Genomic DNA, 19,033 nt, shown 5'->3' on the forward strand with positions numbered 1-19,033 from the left:
GACGACGACATGCTGCCGCTCCACCTTCTGACCTCGCTCCGTCTCCTGCCCCGAACCCTACCGCCTGCCACGCCGATGCTCCGCTTTGCCTGCGCTTCTGCTCCCCAACTCGACGCACTTTGCTCTACGGGACTGCCAGTTGGGACCCTGCTCTACCGCACGCGCGCCGAGGTTAAGGCCGACTGCCGGGAGCGTCACGCCGAGGCGAAGCGGCTCGTCGTTGTCGACACGGCAGAGCTGGCGGTGGACGAGACGGGAGCGCTGGCAGTCCCAGCGCCACCGGACCGGCTGCTCAACCTCGTCCCCTACCTCCCACCGCGTGAGGTGGTCGCAGCGGGCGGCCTGGTCGTCCGCAAGCATCGAGGCACTCCGGAGGTGCTGCTGATCCACCGGCGCGGGGTGTGGGACCTACCCAAAGGCAAGCAGGACGACGGCGAGACGGTTGCGGAGACCGCGCTCCGCGAAGTGCAGGAAGAGGTCGGCATCGAAACGCTGCGCGCACTTGGTGTCGCCGATGTGACGATGCACGGCTACGCCGAGAAGGGACGCTACCGGGTGAAGACGACCCACTGGTATTGGATGACGACCCCGCAAACCGCGTTCGTCCCTGAGGAGCGCGAGGGCATCGAGCAGGTTGCCTACGTGCCATGGAACGAAGCTCGTGCGCAGCTCGGCTACGACACGCTCCGCGATCTCCTCGACGGCCTCGACCCAGCGACGATACTCGAGGCCTAGCGCAACCCGGCGAGGCGCTGCTGCAGCGCTTCGGTGAAGGCGTCAGGCTCGTCCACGCGAAGGCCCACGACCGTCACGGTTTTGCGCATACCGTACGGACCCACCGCCTGGACCGGGACGCGGAGCACGAGCAGCCGCTGTGGTGCATCGAGGCCGCCGAGGTTGAGGTAGCCCTGAACGTTCTTGAGCGCCTCTGGGCGAGTGATGCGCCGGAGCTCGCCGATCTGGTCGAGGGGCACATCCACGCGCCACCGTAGCCCAAGCCGAACGCAGAGCAGCGCGCCTGTTTCGCCCTCGTGAAGCGTCGCTGGGCGCTGGCGCAGGGCGCGGAAGTCGCCGAGGAGCCAGACGAGCGCGTAGGCCGAGACGACGAGATGCAGCCAGGCCCACCCCGGCGCTATGTGGGTGAGGAGTACATGAACGCCCACTAGTTCGAGCGTACCACCGATCAGGCCCGCCACGAGCACGAACCGATAGCTGCTCGTCCGGTGGCTGGTGAAGCGCTCGACTTCGCTCGATGCCTGGGGGAGCGGAGCCGCCGGACCGAAGGCATAGCACAGCACGGCGAGCTCGTAGGCGAGCGCCTCCGCTGCGGGGCCAGGAATCGCCGCTCCGAGTCCGGTGCGCAGCCGCGCCAGTACATCGTCTGCCTCGCTTGCGCGCACCGCGCGCACCACGCGGCCGACCCGCACGAGCACGAGCGCAAGCACGCCAACTTCGAGGAGCGGAACAGCGAGGTACACCCACCGCACGGGCGCGGCGTGGGCTTCAGGGAGAATCGTCCCGGCGAGCCATGCGCAGCCCAACGCCACCAGGAGTATGCTCGCCGCTGACCACCCACGCGGCTTGGCCACGAGCACGTAGAACAGCCCCGGCACGAGCACGACGAGGTCGAGCAGCACCCCCCATGCCAGCGCGTCCGGTTGCACGAACGCTGCCACGCGCGGCCCCACGCTGATCGCCACGGCGAGAATGACGACCGTCGCCAGTGCAAAGCTGACGAGCGCAGCGCGAGGCGTAAACGACAAGGTCATGGTCGGCTCCTACAGGGCTTCCTTCGTGCTCGGAAGGCGATCGCCATGCGGGTCGCGAGCGACGGCCTGGCGCAGCGCCCGGGCCGCCGCCTTGAAGAGCGCCTCGATGCGGTGGTGGTCGTTGCCGCCATAGAGCACCGCGAGGTGAAGGTTGCACCGCGCCTGCTCGGCGAAGCTGTACCAGAAGTGCCGCACCATCTCCGTCGAGAGATCGCCCACGCGCTCGCGGTCGAAACTTGCGTCGAAGACGAGGTAGAAGCGGCCCGAGAGGTCCACGACGCCGCGGGCGAGCGCCTCGTCCATCGGCACAGTGGCCTGGCCGTAGCGCGCGATGTAGGCCTTGTCGCCAAGCGCCTGCACGAACGCTTGACCAAGTGCGATGCCGACGTCTTCGACGGTGTGGTGGTCGTCTACGTGGAGGTCGCCGTCGCAACGGACGGTGAGGCCGAAGCGCCCGTGCCGCGCGAAGAGGTCGAGCATGTGGTCGAGAAAGCCGACGCCGGTGGCGTTGTCGTAGGCCGGCGTGCCCACGGGGTCCAGGTGCACCTCGACCGACACGCGCGTCTCGGCGGTGGCGCGTTCGACGGACGCAGAGCGCGGGGAGAGCGGGGAAGTCGGAAGCGCTTCGAGCACAGGCGGGTACGGAACGGAGTAAAGAAGCCGAAAAGATACGGGGCCGCAGCGCTCGACTGGGAAACCCGCCGCGGCACAGCACGCTTCATTTTTAACTCTGATCACCATCGATGTACTCCATGCCTGACGCGTTCGCCTTCCACTCGCTTGCCGCTGCCTTTCTGCAGGAGGAGGTGCTCGACGCGCTTGACGAGGCCGTCTTCCAGCGGCAGATCCTCGACACGACGCTGGCGACCTGGGGCGTCTTCTTCGCCATCGTGACAGGCGTGACGGTCGGGCTGCGGCTGCTCAACCAGTTCCTGATCCGCCGCTTCTGCAAGCGCGCCGAGCGCTCCGCCAACGAGTTCGACGACTACGTCGCCGAGTTCCTCCGCGGCACGAAAACGTTCTTCCTCGTTGCCGTCGGCCTCTGGATCGCCACGCAGGTGACCGACATCGCCGCGTGGCTGGAGCAACACAGCGACACGATCGTCGTCGTGCTGTTCGTAATCCAGGGCGTGTTCTGGTTCAACCGGATCTTCGGGCTTTACCTGCGGAAGTACCGCGAGCGCAACCTGGAGGGCAACCCTGCTGCTGTGACGACGATGCAGGCCGTCGGCTTCGTGGGGCGGCTCCTCGTGTTCACGCTCGGCCTGCTGCTCATCCTCTCGAACCTCGGCGTGGAGGTAACAGCGCTGGTCGCCTCGCTCGGCATCGGCGGCATCGCGGTAGCGCTCGCGGCGCAGAACATCCTCGGCGACCTCTTCGCGGCGCTCTCGATCGTCCTCGACAAGCCGTTCGTGGTGGGCGACTTCCTGAGCGTGGGCGAATTCCTCGGCTCGGTCGAGAAGGTCGGGCTCAAGACGACGCGCCTGCGCAGCCTCTCAGGCGAGCAGCTCATCTTCGCGAACAGCGACCTCGTCAAGAGCCGCGTGCGCAACTTCAAGCGCATGGAGGAGCGCCGCATCGTGTTTAGCTTCGGCGTGACCTACCAGACGACCGCCGCCCAGCTGGAGGCCATTCCCGAGTGGGTGCGCGCCATCGCCGAGGCCGAGCCGCACGTGCGCTTCGACCGCGCGCACTTCAAGCAGTTCGGCGCGTCGTCGCTCGACTTCGAGGTAGTCTACTACGTCACCGACCCCGACTTCGCGGTCTACATGGACCGGCAGCAGGCGATCAACCTCGCCATCGTGCGCAAATTCGAGGATGAGGGCATCGATTTCGCCTACCCGACGCAGACGCTCTACCTGCACGGGCGCGGACGCCAGAGCAGCGCAACCGTCCACACCGAGGTCGTCGGCTCGGCGTCGTGACCGCTCCGGCGTGCTGACCTAGCGCCCAGCGAGCAGCCCCGTCGGCTCCACGTCAATGTGGAACGTCTGCGAGGTGCCCGGAGCGAGCGCTTCGACGACGAGCCGCACCGTCTCACCATCGCCAGCGAGCGTGGCCTCGGGCGACGGCGTGCCGACGAGTTCGGGGCTCACGGCGATGTCGGCCGCGAGGTAACCAAGCGTCACTGTCACGCCAACCTGGCGCGCCGTCGCGGTGCCGTTGTTGGCGAGGCGCACGTTCACCCGCTGCGGCCCGACGGCCTCCACGTCGAGCGTGAGCCGGTCGCGGGTGCGCCACCAGTCGGCCACCTCGCTCGCCGTGGCAAACCACACGGCGCCATCGGACGCGAAGGCATCGACGGCCGCTTCCAGCATCGCCTGCGCGCGCCAGCCGCGGAGGTCTTCGCCGGAGAAGGTGAGCATCGCTAGACCGCCAGCATCGACGACACGCGCGGCGTCTTCGCGGACGAACTGCGCCTGGAGACTCGCATCGGGCAGGCGGCGCAGCGTGGCGCGCGGGCTCCGCGACGTGCGCGGTAGTCGGACGAGCGGCTCGCCATCGCCGATACGCATGAGCGACGGCACGGCGCGGTTGGCGACGGAGTCGAGGGCGATGTAGCCAAAGCCGCCGCGGGCGAACGCGGCGTACGGATCGAGGCCCGGAACGGAGGCCGGATCGTGCACAAGACGTGCGCCCTGCGTCAGGGTGACCGTTTCGGCGAGGCGCGCGCGCTGGTCCCGGAGTGCGGTCGGCGTGAGGTCGTCCGCGCTCCGCGGCCCGAGCAGCGCCACCTCGCCGTGCGCATCGAGGCGACGGTAGAGGTCCGCGTAGGCGGGCGCAGCATCGGCAGCGAGGAAGTAGGTCGCCGGGACGCCGCGCGGTTCGAGGAGGGCGCGCATCGCGTCGAGGCCGCGCGGGTCGGTGTCGGCACTGCCCGCGAGGACGGCGGCGGCGCGGTAGGGCGCAGGCCAATCGGTCACCCAAGCCACGGGGCGGCGCGCAAGCCATGCGAACGTGTTGTCGAAGAGCCGAGCGAGAGCCCTCTGGTCGAGCGGCCCCACGCCCATCGCAGAGAGTTCGTGCCCGAGAAAGACGAAACGGCCAGCTCCGAAGCGGCCGTAGAGCAACCCTGCGCTCGTGGCACGCACCGCGCCAGGCAGCCGATCGTCGGAGGTGTGATCGTACCACGACCCCGCGACCTGGGACCGCGCCTCGGCGGGCTGCGCGAGGACGGGCGCGTCGAAGCTGCCGGTGCGAAGTTGATAGCCTGCTGGGACACCCGCCGTGAGCGGGGTGCCGCCCCGCAGCGTGAAGCGCCGGAACGACGCCGCGAGGTCGTCGGCAGCCGTAGGGTCGCCGCCGAGCCAGGTGTGGTAGGCCACGGCGGTCCGTCCGCCGGGCACCGGCTCGACCGTAGCAAACGACGCGGCCGGCTGCGGCGTGCCGGGAGACCCAACCCAGGTGTAGCCACCGAGCGCGGCGAAGCCCGCTGCGGCAAGGTGGGCGTTTTGCTGCGTCTGGGCAGGCGTCATTTCGCCCGGGTCGATGTCGCGGTCGGGCCGGTAGAGGCCTGCCGGTACGACGCCGGGAAACGTGTCACGCGAGACGCGCCACGCGGCTCCGCCCGGGTCCATGAAGCCTGTGAACTGCGCGCCCGCAACCTCGTCGAGGACGGCGTGCCCACGCCAGGAGCCGTCGGGGCGGTAGACGCCCGGCGTCCACGTCGCCAGGACGGCCCCGCCGTCGCGGAGGAAGCCCTTGAGCGCCTCGACCTGCGCGTCCGAGAGCGCCTGCGCGGCGGGCAATACGAGGATATCGTAGTCGGCCAGCGCGCCCGGATCGGTGGCCCTCGCTTCGAGATCGGCGTCGGTGAGTTCGCCGAAGGCCACCTGCCGGTTGAGCAGGTAGGCGCGCCAGGTCCGCACGGTCGCCGCGAGCCATTCGGCATCGACGCCGAGGCCCTCCACGGATCGTGCGCGGTTGACCTGCGCCGTGTAGTCGCTATGCAGCAGACCCACGCGCCCGCGCTCCGTATCGCCCTGCGCCGCCGCCGACCACGGCAGCGCGCCGAAGCTGGTCTGGAGCAGGACGAGGTAGATCCACACCGCGCCGCCGAGCAGTGCGAGCGAGAAGCCGAGCACGCCAGCCAGGTGCAGCCGCTGCCGCCAGGGCGGCGTCGCCGTGCTGGGGTCGCGATGCGGCGGGGTCGCGTTGGACGAGGCGCTCGCCATGTTCACTCCCACGACAGCCGCTCGTCGGGCGGGGGCGGAGACGCGTGGGACGCCGGCGAATGAGGCGGATCGAGGTCCAGGAGCGTGTCGAGTTCGTCGGCGAGGCGGAGCAGTTCCTGATAGTCCTCGTCCTTGCTGTCAGCATGCTCGGCACCATCGGCATGCTCGGCGGCGCTCGGCGAGCCCTGCGACGCCGAGGCTGCCGTGGATGACGCCGGGGCCGAGGGCTTCGGCGCGGGACGTGGCGGTGCTACCTGCGGAGGCATCGGGCGCGGCGAGGTTGGTGCAGCCAGCTGCTCGCGCAGCACGGGTTCTCCATCGCGCGGTGCGGCAGCCGATCGTTGCGGTGGCGTTGGTGCGGGTCTCGGCGGAGGCGCAGGAGGCGAGGCTGAAGGCAGGACCGGCGTCGACATCGGTTCGGGAAGCCCTTCTCCGAAGAAGCCGGCGAGGTCGCCGGCGCGTAGCGGCGTCATGTCCTCGAACGTCGCGTCTTCCCACGCTGGCTCGGGCGGCGGGGTAGCAGGCGCGGCAGGCTGCGCAGGCGCGGACCACCCTTCCGGCGTGGATGCCTGATCCGGCGACGCCTCGGGCGCGGCGGGCGGCAGCGCGTTGGCCCCAGCTTGCTGCTGGAGCCCGGCGGCGGCGAGCCGGAGGAGTTCCTGCAGCTGCGCGACCTGCGTGGTGTCGCCTTGGGCCGTTCCCGCAGGTGCGGTCAGGAGCAGCGGCTGCGGCGGCGCATCAGGCGGCGGGGCGGGTGCACCGCGGCCCTGGCGCTCGCGCACCTTGTAGAGCACATACGCCGCGACGGCCAGGATCAGCGTCGCAAGCGTGCCGACCAGGATGATCGTGGATAGAATCGGGAGCAGCTCCATCGGAGGAAGCAGGAGAAAGAGGGCAGTCGTCGTCTAGTGTCGGCGCGCGGTCACGAGCGCTTAAGCGCTCAGTATGGAGGTGTGGACGTTTGAACGTGTGAAGGTGTCAACCCGGAATCGCCCGAATCGTACGTCCATACCTGCACACGTCCATACCGACCTCTAGGCTGTCCCGATGCGTTTGAGCTTGCCCCAGCCCATGCCGAAGCCGAGCAGTTCCTCGACGGTGGCCGCGCACTTGCACACGTCGATGGTGAGGACGAAGAACAGGCGATAGATCACCGTCAGCGGGACGAGGCGGAGGTCTTCGCGCTCGGTCGCCACGCAGTAGAGCGCCGCGGCGAGGTCGAGGATGGTGAGCGAAAGCCACCAGAAGACGAGGTACTGCGAGTAGCCCACGACGGCTGCCGCCACGAAGAAGAGGTGCGCGAAGACGTTCATCGCGGGCCAGATCAGGCTCTCGAAGGCCATCGACCAGAGGACGAGCGTGCCGCCGAAGTTGACCGTCGGGTTGAAGACGAGATCGCGGTGCTTGCGGATAGCCTGGAGGATGCCGCGCGTCCAGCGGTAGCGCTGCTTGAGGAGGTCAGTGAGCCGGTTCGGCGCCTCGGTCCAGGAGACGGCGCCGGGCTCGTAGACCACGCGCCAGCCCGCGCGGAGGATCTGGAGCGTGATGTCGCAGTCCTCGGCGAAGGTGTCGGAGGCATACCATCCTGCCTCGATGATCGCGGCCTTGCGAAACAGCCCGACGGGGCCGGGGATGATGTTCACGAGCCGCACCGCGCTCTGCGCCGCCCGCACCATGTTGAGCCCCTCGATGTATTCGAGCGCTTGGAGCTTCGTCCAGAGCGTGTCGCGGTTCTTGACCTTTACGTTGCCCGCGACGGCTCCGATCTCGGGGTCGCGGAGGTGGCGGATGGCCCGCCGCAGCGTCTCGGGCGAGAGCTGCGAGTCGCCGTCCACGCAGAGCACGAAGTCGTGCTGGCTGACCGCGATGCCCGCGTTGAGCGCCGTCGCCTTGCCGCCGTTGGGCTTCGTGACGAGCCGCACCTCGGCGCGGCCGCCGTGGCTGTTCTCGTAGACGCCCACCCGCTGCTCAGCGAGAGCGTTGGTCCCATCGCGCGAGCCGTCGTCGACGACGATCACCTCGAAGCGCGGGTAGTCCTGTTCGATGAGGCTCAGGATGGTCCGCTCAATGAGCACGTCCTCGTTGTAGGCCGGGACGATGATCGAGACGGGCGGCAGGAAGGCACGCGCGGGCGCTTGGGGGTCGGCCTCGACATCATCGCCGCTGGACCCCTCTCGGACGTAGGCTTCCTCACGGACATACGACGCCTCCTGCGCCGTGTACTTCGCGTTGTAGACGTACGAGAGCACGAGCACGCCGAAGTACCGCACGAGCAGCACGCACAGGAACAGCAGAAGCGCGACTGTGGACGCATAGACGAGCAGTCCGCGCCAGCCAAACTCGACCGTGTGGCCCCAGCCGAAGGGGTCGGTCATGCTCACCCACACCACCCCAGCGAGCGCCGCGCTGAGGATCGTCAGCCAGGCGATGCGCCGGCGGTAGTGCCGCGCGTCGCGCTGCGGCGGGCCGTGCGGCTGCATCGGCACCGGCGGCACGAACGTCTGCCGGACAACCGCCGCGACAGCGCCCGGCGCTACCACGTCCTCCTTCCGCGCAGGCAGCGAGGAGGGCGTGGTAGTCGGCTGTCGGCTATCGGCTGTCGGCATGAAGGTGCCGCTGGAGCACGGCTCTCAATTGCCCTCCTGGATAGGAGAGGCTAGTGAAGCAGTACGCTGTTTCTACTCCTTCCTACGAAGTCACCCCCGCGCAGGCGGAGACCCACGAGGGTACCCGGATGGTAGTCGTTGAGAAGAGGGAACGGCGTCGGCATAGCGGTGCACATACCGCCTTTGCCAACGTCAGCAGGGGCGCTGCGCACCGTCGCTTCGTCGTTCGTGTGGGCCCCCGTGTTCGCGAGGATGATGTCCGGTAGGAGGTGCTCGTCGTCGCTCGCCGAGTACTGCATGTCCCCTACAGTGCCACGAAGAGCGCGCCGCTGACAATCACGCTCGTGTAGCGCCCGTCGACGTCCTCGAACACGCGCGCGGAGTTGGAGAAGCGGCCGTTGAGGCCGAGGCCAATCGTGCGGCCGAGTTGGAAGACCACGTCCGCCTCCAGGCGCGTCGTGAGGAAGCCCGACGCCGGGGCAGTCGTGCCCACGGCTGCGAGCGTGCGCACGTAGGTCCCGCCGCGCGGGTTGCGCTCCCACTCGACGTAGCCCTCCAGTTCTTGGTAGGCCTCGTCGCTCGGCGTAAAGAAGTACGAGCGCTCCTCGTCATAGACTAGGCGGAAGTAGCGCGGGCCGATCCAGACGCCGCCGCTCGGCGTCCGGAAGAGCCGCAGCCCGGCCTGCCCCTGGATCGACGAGCCACCGAAGATGCGGCGGTCGCCCGTCGTGCGGAGCGGATCGGTGTCGGAAACGCGAAGCAGTGCGGCCTGGCCGCTGGCGCGGAGGAGCGAGTCCACGAGCGCCGTCGCCCCGCGCACGTCGATCTGGGAGAAGCGGCTCTCGAAGTCCGGCGCGCCTGCCGCCCAGAGGTCGAAGGCGCCTTCCTGGGCGCGGTAGCCGACCGAGAGTTGGAGCACGCCCGGCGCCTGGAAGAGCGCGCGCGTTTCGATGAAGCCCGCCGTACGCTCGAAGCCGGTGTAGGTGAGCGCACCGCCCTGGACCGTGATCCGTCGGGTGTAGCCCTCGCCGAAGCGTGCCTGCGTCGGGCGCGGGCCGAGATCGAGGATCGCCCCGCCGTTGACCTCATTGGCGCGGTAGGCGAGGATCTGCGCGGCCTGGCCGATGGGCGGCGGCGCGAAGCGGGTGCCGCGGAACTGGTGCGTCTTGAGCCCCGCCATGAGCACGAGCGGTAGGCGCACGCCCGGCAGCGTGAACTGCGCCGAGACGCCCTGCGCCGTGCGGCGATATTCCGAGCCGTCGCCGCCCGCCGTGATCACCTCGGCGCTCGGGACGACGAGCAGCGAGAACTGCCCCGGGTTGGCGAACCCGCCGACGCCCTGGATGCGGTCGAGCAGCGCGAGGCGCTCGGCCACAACGGGCCGCGCCGTGGGGTCGAGTTGGACGGCCCCGGCGTAGGCAACCTGCGCGTCCTCGAACTGCCCGGCTTCGCGGTAGGCGTCGCCCATCAGCAGGCGCGCGTCCACGCGGTCGGGACGACGGCTTGAGGCGATGCGGGCGGCCTCGGCGGCCCCAGCGTAGTCGCCGGAGTCGTAGCGGTAGCGCGCGATGAGCACCTGCTCGTCGTCGCCATATTCCAGGCGCTGCAACGTTTCGAGGGCGGCGATGGCGCTGGCGTAGTCGCCCGCGTTGACGAAGGCCGCAGCCTGCTCGCGGACGGCCTGGCGCGGCGTCTCCCCGGTCTGCTGGAAGTAGCTGTCGTAGGCGCTCGCGGCCTGCTGGTACTGCCCCGCGCGGTAGAGGTCGCGAGCGCCTTCGAGAGCGAGTTGCTCCTCGCGCTGGCGCATCGCGTCGCGGCGGAGCGCGATCTCGGCGGGCGAGGTGCCCGTGGCCTCGGCCTGGCGGAGGTACTGCTCCGCCCGCGCGAAGTCGTTCTGCGCGGTGTAGTAGGTCGCGGCGGCGAGGAGCAGCCCGGCGTCGTTGCGGTGCGTTGCCAGGGCGTTGTCGAGGGCCTGCGAGGTCTGCGGCTCGTTGACACCAGCGCGAGCCACAGCATAGGCATACATCGCCACGGCCTGCGGGTCGTCCGGCGCGATCTGGTAGACGGCGCGCGCCTGTTCAAGCGCCATCTCATACTGCTCCATCATCGTCAGGAAGCGCACATAGTCGACACGTAGCGTGGTGTCGTCAGGGTTCGTGGCGAGCAGTTGCTCGTAGAGCCCGATCACCGGCGCCGGGTCGGCCAGCGCGCCCGTCCGGGCCAGCACGAAGTAGGGCGGGAGCAGCGCCCGCTTCAGTTGCTCGGACGGCTCCACGTCCGCATCAGGATTGGCAGCGCGTTCGGCGTCCAGCGCGGCGATCTGGCGCTCGGCCATCGCGATCTGGTCAGCTTGGAGGCGAAGCACCTGCGCCTCGTGCGCCTGGCGGTCCACCACATATGGCTCCGCGCCCGCGAGAACGAGGTCCGCCTCGGGGTAGCGACCAGCCTGGATAAGTTCGTCGGCGAGGGCGTAACGCGTGGCGAGGTCTGCGGGGTCGACCTTCAGCCGGAAGGTGTAGCGGTCGATGGCGTAGACCGCGTCGGAGGTGCCCAGCCCGATGTCGATGTCCTCGAACCGGAGCTTCCACTCCTCGGTGTCGCTGTGGCGCGGCTCCAACTCGCGCAGTTGGTCGAACGCCTCGGCGTAGCGCTCCAAACGGAGGAGTTCGTCGACGAGCGTGAAGCGCGTGGCGTCGTCCTCAGGGTTGCGGTCGAGGCGGCGCTTGAGGTCGTCTACGCGGTAGCGCGGGCCGTCGGAACCGGCAGCGCGGGCGTAGAGGCGGTCGAAGGCCGGCGTCCCGGCCTCGTTGGCGCGGATCGGGTCGAGGACGCGCTGCGCGTCGGAGGCGCGGCCGTTGGCGAGGTAGAGCTCGGCGAGGTCGTAGCGCTTGGCCGTCTGGTTGGGGTTGCGCGCGAGGTCGCGTTCGAGCGCGGCGATGGCGTTTCCAGCCTGGTCGAGTTCGGCGAGCCCCTGGCGGGCGTCGCGGTTGCTCGGGTCGAGCGCGAGCGCCTGGTCGAAGGACGCACGGGCCCGTGCGCGGTCGCCCTGCCAGAAGCGGAAGTAGCCAAGCCGCATGTGCAGGTCCGCGTTCGACGGGTAGAGGCGGAGGTACTCTTCGGCGGCCGCGGCGCCCTTGTCGGCCTGCCCGAGCGCCGCGAGAGCCACGAGGTAGCGCGTGACGACGTCCGGTGTCCCCTGCGCGCGGGCGAGGTAGAACTCGTACTGCGCCGACGCTTCGGCATAGCGTTCGGCGTCGGTGAGCGCCTCGGCGTACTGGAGGCGGTAGGCGAGGTTGGCCGGCGCGCCCTCGACCTGCTGCCGGAAGACATCGAGTTGGGAGTCCCCCGCGGTCGCGGTCTGCCCGGTGCCGACGCGGACGCGCTGGAGCCCGACCTCGGCCTCGGCGTCGCCCGGGCGCAGCGCCAGCACGCGCTCGTAGTCGGCGGCGGCTTCAGCGTTTTGGCGGCGGGCCTCGTAGGCCTGCGCGCGCAGGAACCGTGCCCCGGCATCGTCCGGCGTACGGATGAGCAGGTCGGTCAGGAGACGGATGGCCTCGCCGTAGCGCCCGGCGTCGTAGGCAGCCTGGGCGGCGGGAAGACCGGCGGTCTGCGCGAGGGCCGTCGGCGCTGTCAGTACCGTCGGCGCCGCGGCGAGCGCGGTCAGGAGAAAGACGAGTCGGAGTCGCATGGGCGGGAGGGGTACACCCGGTAGGGAGCGAGGCTGTCGCAGCCTCAGAGGCCGGCCAGCGGGGCCGGGATTGGGTCGGTTGGAGGCGACCTAGTCGGTGTCGAAAGCGAAGGCCATCAGGTCGCGGGCGTTGGCGAAGGGCGCGCCGTTGGGGATCGTGACCGCCGCGATGGCGGTGAAGACCGCGTCGGAGGCGCCCCCGGACAGCTGGAGCTGCGCCTTGATCGCGCCGTAGATGCCCGCCGCGGCCGACTGCGTGCGCTCGGGCAGCAGGGCGAGCAGCCGCCGCCGGTCCGACTCGGCATAGAGCGGGTCGCGGTCGTCGATGGCCTCGCGGACGGCGTCCTCGACCAGCGGAAAGGCCTCCGCGAAGGGGTTCGACGGGTCCATCCGCAACGCGAGTGCCAGGAAGGGCGCCCCTGTCGCCGCGTGCCTGTCGAAGGCGGTCTGCACCTGCTTCGCGAAGCGCCCCCGCGGCGACTGGTCGAACGTGTGCTGCGCCAGCGAAGCAAACGTGGGCATCGGCGGCGGCGAGGCGGGGGCCGGCGGCCGGAACTGAGGCTGAGGCTGAGGCCTCGAGTCAAACTCAGGGGCCCCCGTGAAGTCGAAGGCGGGCGGGCCGGTGAAGCGCTGCCCCAGCCCATCGCCGCTGCCCACCCCTGGCATTCCTGAAGCCATTCCCCGGCTACCCAGGGCATAGCCGCCCTCGGTCGAGTCCCACGAGTCCATCAGCACGCCGCCGAGCTCGAACTCCGACGGCTGCAGGTGCGGATTGACCGGGAAGGCGACGGCCGCCAGGTTCAGCGCGTTGATCTTGGGAGCGGTGGGAGAAGTCATGGGACGATCCAGGTCGGACGGAGAAGACGTAGGAGCCAAGGGCTCGGACTGCCGCGCGTGCGCGTCGTGGGGAGCCGTGTTGTCTGGGGGCGTGCTACCAGCAGCCGTGTCGCTGAGGCTGGCGCTGCCGAGGCTCGCGTTGCCGAACGCCGGTTCAGGCACGGGCGACTGCGGCGCATTGGCTGCAGGCGGTGAGCTTGGGGCTCCAGCCTGCGGCTCGCCACCAAGTTGGCGGGGGGCGTCAGGGCGAGACGTTGGCTCCCCAGAGGCCTCGCCTTCCGACGCCGGTACGGTGTTCTGCGGGGGCGAGGCCTCCGAAGGTGGACCGAAGATGTCAGCAAGCGAGGCGTTTAGCTCGTCCACGGACGGCATCGGGGCGGACGGCTCCGCGTCGGTCACGGGCGCCTGCGGCAGTGCCGAGGGTGGCGCTGATGAGGGTGACGTTGCCGAAGGCGGCGCTTCGGTGTCCCCCGGAGGCACTGCGCGCCCGATGACCTGACGACCCACACGGTTCGCTGGCGCATAGCCGTCGCCGCGAGGCCGAAGAGGCTCCGCCGACACCGACGAGGCCGCCGTGGAAACGTCCGGGAGTGGGGTGCTCTGCGCCGGGACGCCTTGGATGGGCGAAGGTGGATCGGACGGCGACGATGGAGACGGCGCTGACAGAGGCGATGCTGACAGAGGCGGTGCTGAAGCCCCCAGCGCCCATGTCCCTGTAGCCGGAGCCAGCGCGATGTTGGTGCCCGGTCGCAGACGGAGCGTCCGATCCGTCGTGCCGCTCGTCTCCACGTGGATCGAGCCCGCAACGATGTCACAGAGCCGCTGGGTGATCGCCGCAGAGCGATCGTTGGCGGGGGCTCCGAGGCCCAGCAGCAGCACCGTTGGCAGCACATGCAGGGCGCTCACGAGGTGCCGGACCCCCGAGTCGAGCATGCTCAGGTCATGGAATCCCAGAAACGGCGTGAAGTCCTCCACGACCAAGAGGGCCGGGCTGGCTTGCTGGGCTAAGCGCGCCAGGCCTTCGACTGCCTCCGCAGGGTCGGAGCCGACAGGCAAGGCGGGCGGGCGCAGGAGACGCAGCCGCTGTGTCTGAGTCGCGGCCCGTATGTCAAAGTGGAGCGCCTCGGCCTCCGCCGCCAAGGTGGCTGGCGTTGTACCCGACACGTAGACGCAACTCTCGTCGGCCTCGTCTACCGTCTGGGCGGCCCGCAGCAGCAGAGCCGTGCCGCTCTGCGCGCGCCCCGTGACCACGTACGTCTCGCCCGGGCGCAACCCTTCCCAGGTGCGGTCGAGCAGAGGAATACCGGTAGTGCGACGGGTCATCGGAAACAGACAGGGCATCATCAGGCGGCGACGAGCGGACACACATCACCGGACGTGGGGCCTACAAACCGTGTGCCAGCGCCTACAGAGCGGGCGGACAGCGCGCAGTTGGGAGAGCGAACCCTCCACCGCAAGGGGACGGGCTCCCCGAGAAACGGTGAGAAGCGATGAAGCCCTGGAACCGGGGCACCAGCCCGTATCTTTGGTGCGTCTCCGTTCCGAATGGAAGCGGTGATTTCTACCCTTCCCTCCTTCGTTTCTGTCGCCCCTGCTGGCCATGCAGCCTGTCGCCCACCCGTCCACGCCTCCCACCGCGTCTGCTCGCGTCCACAACTTCTCGGCCGGCCCCGGCGCGCTGCCCACGGCCGTCCTCGAAGCCGCCCGCGCCGAGTTGCCCGTCTTCGGTGACCTCGGCACGTCGGTGCTGGAGATCTCGCACCGCTCGCCGACCTACACCGAGATCGCGGCGTCGGCGCGCGCCCACCTCCGCGCCCTGCTCGGCCTCGGGGACGACTGGCACATCCTCTTCCTCCAGGGCGGCGCGTCGCAGCAGTTCTACCAGGTCCCGCTCAACTTCCTCCGCGCCGACGCCTCGGCCGACTACCTCGACACCGGCACCTGGTCGGCGAAGGCCGTCAAGGAAGCCCTGCGCTGCGGCGGCGTCAACGTGGTGGCCTCCAGCAAGGACGAGAACTACGCGTACATCCCTGCCCGCGACTCGTGGGAGCTCGATCCCGAGGCCGCCTACTTCCACATCACGAGCAACAACACCATCTTCGGGACGCAGCTTCACGACGAGCCGGACGTGGACATGCCGCTCGTCTGCGATGCCTCCTCGGACTTCCTCAGCCGCCACCTCGACCTCGACAAGTACGGGCTGATCTACGCGGGCGCGCAGAAGAACATCGGCCCGGCGGGCGTGACGGTCGTGCTCGTGAAGGACGCGTTCCTCCAGACCCGCAAGGATGACGTCGCCACGATGCTGGACTATGGCACGCACGCGGCGAAGCTGTTCCACACGCCGCCGGTGTTCGCGGTCTACCTCGTCGAGAAGGTGCTCGCGTGGCTCCAGGAGCAGGGCGGCATCGACGGCATCGCGGAGGTCAACGCGCGCAAGGCCGCGAAGCTCTACGGCGCCATCGACGCGACGGACTTCTACCGGGGCACGGTGCACCCCGACGCGCGCTCGGAGATGAACGTCTGCTTCCGCCTCCCGTCCGACGACCTCGAAGCGACGTTCCTCGCGGACGCAGCCACACACGGCCTCGTCGCGCTCAAGGGGCACCGCTCCGTGGGCGGCATCCGCGCCTCGATCTACAACGCCGTCGAGGAAGCCTCCGTGGACGCACTCGTCGCGTTCATGCGCGAGTTCGAGCAAACCAACGGATAGCGGACTTCAACAGGGCGCGGTCGCCTACTGCCGGTCCAGGGCGACGGTGCCTCGAATCCCCCGGGTGCTCTCCCATGTCCCGGACAGCGCACCGCCGCGCCCGTTGACCTCGTGGAAGTAGAACCCCCGCGACCCGAAGTCGAGGGTGTAGGTGACGGTACCCTCGACCGGGGCGTTGCCGACGAGCGTGCCCGTGATCACGTCCGTGGGATAGCGCCACGTGCCCGTCCCGGCGAGCACGCCGCCCGTCTCCGACATCACGAGCGTGAGCGTGCCGCTAAAGTCGGGGTTGGGGTGCGTGATCGGCCCTATCCACGTACCAGCGAGGGCGCGAGGACCGTCCGGGGCCTCCTCGTCGGCGGTGTCGCAGCCCGCGCTGAGGACGAGGAGCGGGAGGAGAGCGAGGAGAACACGGGCGGAGCGGAGCATGACGATTCAGGAGTAGCGTTGAATAACGAGGCGAGTGGGGCAGCGCTGGCGCCGAACAGGGCAGCGCTCAGTAGAGCCAGTTGCCGTGGAGGACGGCGGTGAACCCGCGATCGCCGCGCACCGTGAGGGCATCGCTGGTGGCGTTGTCGAGGGCGTAGAGCGAGGAGAGCCGGACGCTGGCCTGGACCATCGTGGTATTGCCGCCCACGTCGTCGTCGACGAGGCTGAGCGTGTAGGGCGTGCCGTAGTTGGCCGTGAACGGCACGCCGGGGTCGTTGAAGGACGCGGCCTCGTCGAAGGTGTAGTCCCGGCTCGCGCTCGCGTCGTCGTGCACCTCGGAGACGAAGAGCACGCCCGGCAGCCCGCGCGCGGGGTCCTGGAACTGCACGTAGATGTCGGGACGGCGCGGCCCTGCGGAGAACGGGTCCCAGTCCCATGTGCTGCCGTCGGCCTGCGTGCCGGGGAAGTCGGTGACGACGATGCGCTCGACCCGGAAGGCGCGCGGCGTGTTGACCTCATAGCGGTAGTCGAACGCGGCGGAGGTTCCCCGTGTGGTGCGCCCGTCGAGGTCGCGCACGCGGTCGGCGGTGACGCTGTGCGAGCCGCTGCCGAGGCCGGGTTCGCGCAGCGTGAGTTCGACCGTGTTGGACGCCCCGCCGACGTAGCGCTTGGAGACGGTGCCCTGCGAACTCGTGCGCCCGTTGTCGAGCGCCGACGTGACGCGGAAGGTGCTCGTCTCCAGCGAGGCCGCGTCGAGAGGCCGGTCGAAGTGGACGAGCACGCGCGTGAGCGAGGTCGCCTCGGCGCGCACCAGCGCCGGTGCGTCCGGGGCCACTGGGGCCTCGGTGCCCTCTTCGGTCATGGTGTCGCATGCTGCGCTTAGAACGAGCAGGCATGCGAGGACGAACGCGGTGGTAATCGAGCGGGCGGTGGAGCGGGCAAACAGCATGGCGAGCCTCGGGAGGATGTCGATGACGCGGGGAGGACTGCGCACCCATCCCCCTTCATCCCTAGAGGCAGGGTCTGCGCCCAAACCTGTCAGCGCCCCTCGAAAAAAAACGAGGCAGGCGTCCCGAAGAACACCTGCCTCGCCGTCAGAACCGAGCCGGAGTGGTGGCTACTCGAACGAGAGCGTACCGTCGCCCAACTCGTCGATGTCGAAGTCGTCGGAGAAGGAGCGGTTGGCGTCGTTGTAGATGGTGTACTCCGTGCCATCGCGGTTGAAGAGGTAGACCAGCCCACCCACGTTCACCGCGGCCCCGACACTGGCGATGGGCGTCCCGCCGCCACCGAAGTCGGTGAGGAAGCTGAAGAGCGACGACCACGATTCCTGCTCGTAGTTGTAGGCCTGGTAGCGCGTGCCCTGCTGGTCGAAGAGGAAGAACTGCGCGCCAATCGCGAAAGCAGCACGGACCTCCTCGATGTCGGCGTCCACGAAGTCGGTGTCGTCTTCGCCGAACTCCTCGGACTCGTCGAACTCGGACTCGTCGCGCTCATAGACGGCGTAGTTCTCGCCGCGCGTGTCGAAGAAGTAGGTCTCTGAGTTGCCGGTGGTGCTCACGGCGGCGCCGATCTCGCCATAGGGGAGGTCGCCGTTTTCGAGCGTGCTCACGTTGCGCGCGTTGGAGAAGGAGCCGTTCGAGGGGTTCCACAACACGAAGCGGTTGCCGTCGGCGTTGACGAGGATGACGCGCCCGTCGGCGGCGTTGGGGTAGGCGGCGCCCACGGCCACCTCCTCTTCTTCGGGCGGGTCCACAGGCGGCGGATCGACGGGCGGCGGGTCTACCGGGGGCGGGTCGACGGGCGGGGGCGTGACCGGCGGCGGATCGGTGGGGTCGGTCGGGGCGGCGCTGTCGCAGGCAGCGGTCATAAAGAGCAGCCCGAACGTGACCACGAGGGCTAGGAAGCGGGGGAACGAGAGCGTCAAGCGGGAAGCAGCGTAAGGCATGGAAACACCTCAGTGGGGTCTAGGGAGGAACGAGCGGCGCGCCAGCAAGCGCAGCGTGCCGAGTGCGGTCGTCCGTAGAGGCAGCGTCCCCCGCCGAAAGTGTCAGCCCAGGCCGAGAAAAAGTCAGACGGCAGCCTCAAACCGCTTGTTTTTGCCTATCTAGTCCCAGTTTCATCCTCGCCCTTGCCCTCGTGCGCCATGCCGACCTCGAACGACCTGACCCGCCTGCTCGGCGACCTCAGCGACGGCAACCAAGCGGTCGCCGACGAACTGCTTCCGCAGGTCTATGACGAGCTTCGGGCCATCGCGCGGCGGCAGCTCCGCGGCGAACGAGCCGGGCACACGCTCGACACCGTGGCGCTCGTCAACGAGGCCTACCTCAAGCTCCTCGGCGGCGCGGAGATCGACTGGCAGAACCGCGCGCACTTCTTCGGCATGGCCGCGCTCGCCATGCGGCGCATCCTCATCAACTACGCGCACCAGCGCCGCGCCGAGAAACGCGGCGGCGGCCAGGCCCTCGCCACGTTCAACGACGAGGTGGTCAGCGGCGGCGCGCGCGCGGAGCAGCTGATTGCGCTCGACGAGGCGCTCACCCGGCTCGAAGCGTGGAATGGGCGGCAGGCGACAGTCGTGACGTATCGCTTCTTCGGCGGCCTCACGCACGAGGAGGTCGCCGCCGTGCTCGACGTCTCCGTCTCCACGGTCCGCAGCGACTGGCGCATGGCGCGCGCCTGGCTCCGCCGCGAGCTCGACGACGACACGCTCTAGACCTCAGAGCCGAGGCTCATAGACGAGCTAGCCTGCCACGCGCTGGGCGGCTGACGCCTTGGCCTGACACCCGCGTCCAGAAATCCTGCCTCTCCAGACA

14 protein-coding genes are annotated in these 19,033 nt (G+C 69.4%); 4 read left to right on the plus strand and 10 right to left on the minus strand.

Going from position 1 to position 19,033, the window contains the following annotated elements:
* Positions 1-9 precede the first annotated feature (9 nt).
* Positions 10-735 (plus strand): NUDIX hydrolase, encoded by a 726-nt coding sequence (locus AAFU51_08675; GenBank protein ID MEO1571330.1) that lies wholly within the window; start codon positions 10-12, stop codon positions 733-735.
* Here AAFU51_08675 and AAFU51_08680 read toward each other — a convergent pair.
* Both AAFU51_08680 and hisB read right to left on the minus strand, forming a co-directional pair.
* The gene (locus AAFU51_08680) at positions 732-1,769 is read right to left on the minus strand and encodes a hypothetical protein (protein MEO1571331.1); all 1,038 of its coding nucleotides are present in this window, start codon (positions 1,767-1,769) and stop codon (positions 732-734) included. The two genes, AAFU51_08675 and AAFU51_08680, sit on opposite strands and share 4 nt — an antisense overlap.
* Before the next feature lie 9 nt (positions 1,770-1,778).
* Positions 1,779-2,402 (minus strand): imidazoleglycerol-phosphate dehydratase HisB, encoded by a 624-nt coding sequence (hisB, locus tag AAFU51_08685; GenBank protein MEO1571332.1) that lies wholly within the window; start codon positions 2,400-2,402, stop codon positions 1,779-1,781.
* A gap of 119 nt (positions 2,403-2,521) precedes the next feature.
* On the opposite strand from hisB, the gene AAFU51_08690 reads away from it, so the two are divergent.
* Positions 2,522-3,694 (plus strand): mechanosensitive ion channel family protein, encoded by a 1,173-nt coding sequence (locus tag AAFU51_08690; protein ID MEO1571333.1) that lies wholly within the window; start codon positions 2,522-2,524, stop codon positions 3,692-3,694.
* An 18-nt stretch (positions 3,695-3,712) separates the two neighbouring features.
* Here AAFU51_08690 and AAFU51_08695 read toward each other — a convergent pair whose 3' ends face one another.
* From AAFU51_08695 to AAFU51_08715, 5 genes are all read right to left on the minus strand, one after another.
* Positions 3,713-5,944 carry a hypothetical protein gene (locus AAFU51_08695; protein MEO1571334.1) on the minus strand — a complete coding sequence of 744 codons (2,232 nt, stop codon included), beginning with the start codon at positions 5,942-5,944 and terminating at the stop codon, positions 3,713-3,715.
* A gap of 2 nt (positions 5,945-5,946) precedes the next feature.
* Entirely contained in the window at positions 5,947-6,816 is an 870-nt protein-coding gene (locus AAFU51_08700) for a hypothetical protein (GenBank protein ID MEO1571335.1), read from the minus strand.
* Positions 6,817-6,978: 162 nt separating this feature from the next.
* On the minus strand, positions 6,979-8,550 hold the full coding sequence (locus AAFU51_08705; protein MEO1571336.1) for a glycosyltransferase family 2 protein: 1,572 nt from the start codon (positions 8,548-8,550) through the stop codon (positions 6,979-6,981).
* A gap of 304 nt (positions 8,551-8,854) precedes the next feature.
* The gene (locus AAFU51_08710) at positions 8,855-12,238 is read right to left on the minus strand and encodes a tetratricopeptide repeat protein (GenBank protein MEO1571337.1); all 3,384 of its coding nucleotides are present in this window, start codon (positions 12,236-12,238) and stop codon (positions 8,855-8,857) included.
* Between the two features lie 90 nt (positions 12,239-12,328).
* Complete coding sequence (locus AAFU51_08715) at positions 12,329-14,398, minus strand: hypothetical protein (protein ID MEO1571338.1); 2,070 nt, start codon at positions 14,396-14,398, stop codon at positions 12,329-12,331.
* Between the two features lie 277 nt (positions 14,399-14,675).
* Here AAFU51_08715 and serC point away from each other — a divergent pair, with 277 nt between their 5' ends.
* Positions 14,676-15,788 (plus strand): 3-phosphoserine/phosphohydroxythreonine transaminase, encoded by a 1,113-nt coding sequence (gene serC, locus AAFU51_08720; protein MEO1571339.1) that lies wholly within the window; start codon positions 14,676-14,678, stop codon positions 15,786-15,788.
* Positions 15,789-15,812: 24 nt separating this feature from the next.
* Here the strand turns inward: serC and AAFU51_08725 are convergent, their stop codons facing one another.
* From AAFU51_08725 to AAFU51_08735, 3 genes are all read right to left on the minus strand, one after another.
* Positions 15,813-16,217 (minus strand): hypothetical protein, encoded by a 405-nt coding sequence (locus tag AAFU51_08725; GenBank protein MEO1571340.1) that lies wholly within the window; start codon positions 16,215-16,217, stop codon positions 15,813-15,815.
* A 67-nt stretch (positions 16,218-16,284) separates the two neighbouring features.
* Entirely contained in the window at positions 16,285-17,166 is an 882-nt protein-coding gene (locus AAFU51_08730) for a hypothetical protein (GenBank protein MEO1571341.1), read from the minus strand.
* Between the two features lie 168 nt (positions 17,167-17,334).
* Entirely contained in the window at positions 17,335-18,165 is an 831-nt protein-coding gene (locus AAFU51_08735; protein MEO1571342.1) for a hypothetical protein, read from the minus strand.
* 198 nt (positions 18,166-18,363) lie between these two features.
* Here AAFU51_08735 and AAFU51_08740 point away from each other — a divergent pair, with 198 nt between their 5' ends.
* A complete protein-coding gene (locus AAFU51_08740) occupies positions 18,364-18,933 on the plus strand; it encodes a sigma-70 family RNA polymerase sigma factor (GenBank protein ID MEO1571343.1) in 570 nt (189 codons plus the stop codon).
* Positions 18,934-19,033: the final 100 nt, after the last annotated feature.

The sequence above is a fragment of the Bacteroidota bacterium genome (assembly GCA_039821555.1).
In the GTDB taxonomy this organism is placed as follows: domain Bacteria; phylum Bacteroidota; class Rhodothermia; order Rhodothermales; family Rubricoccaceae; genus JBCBEX01.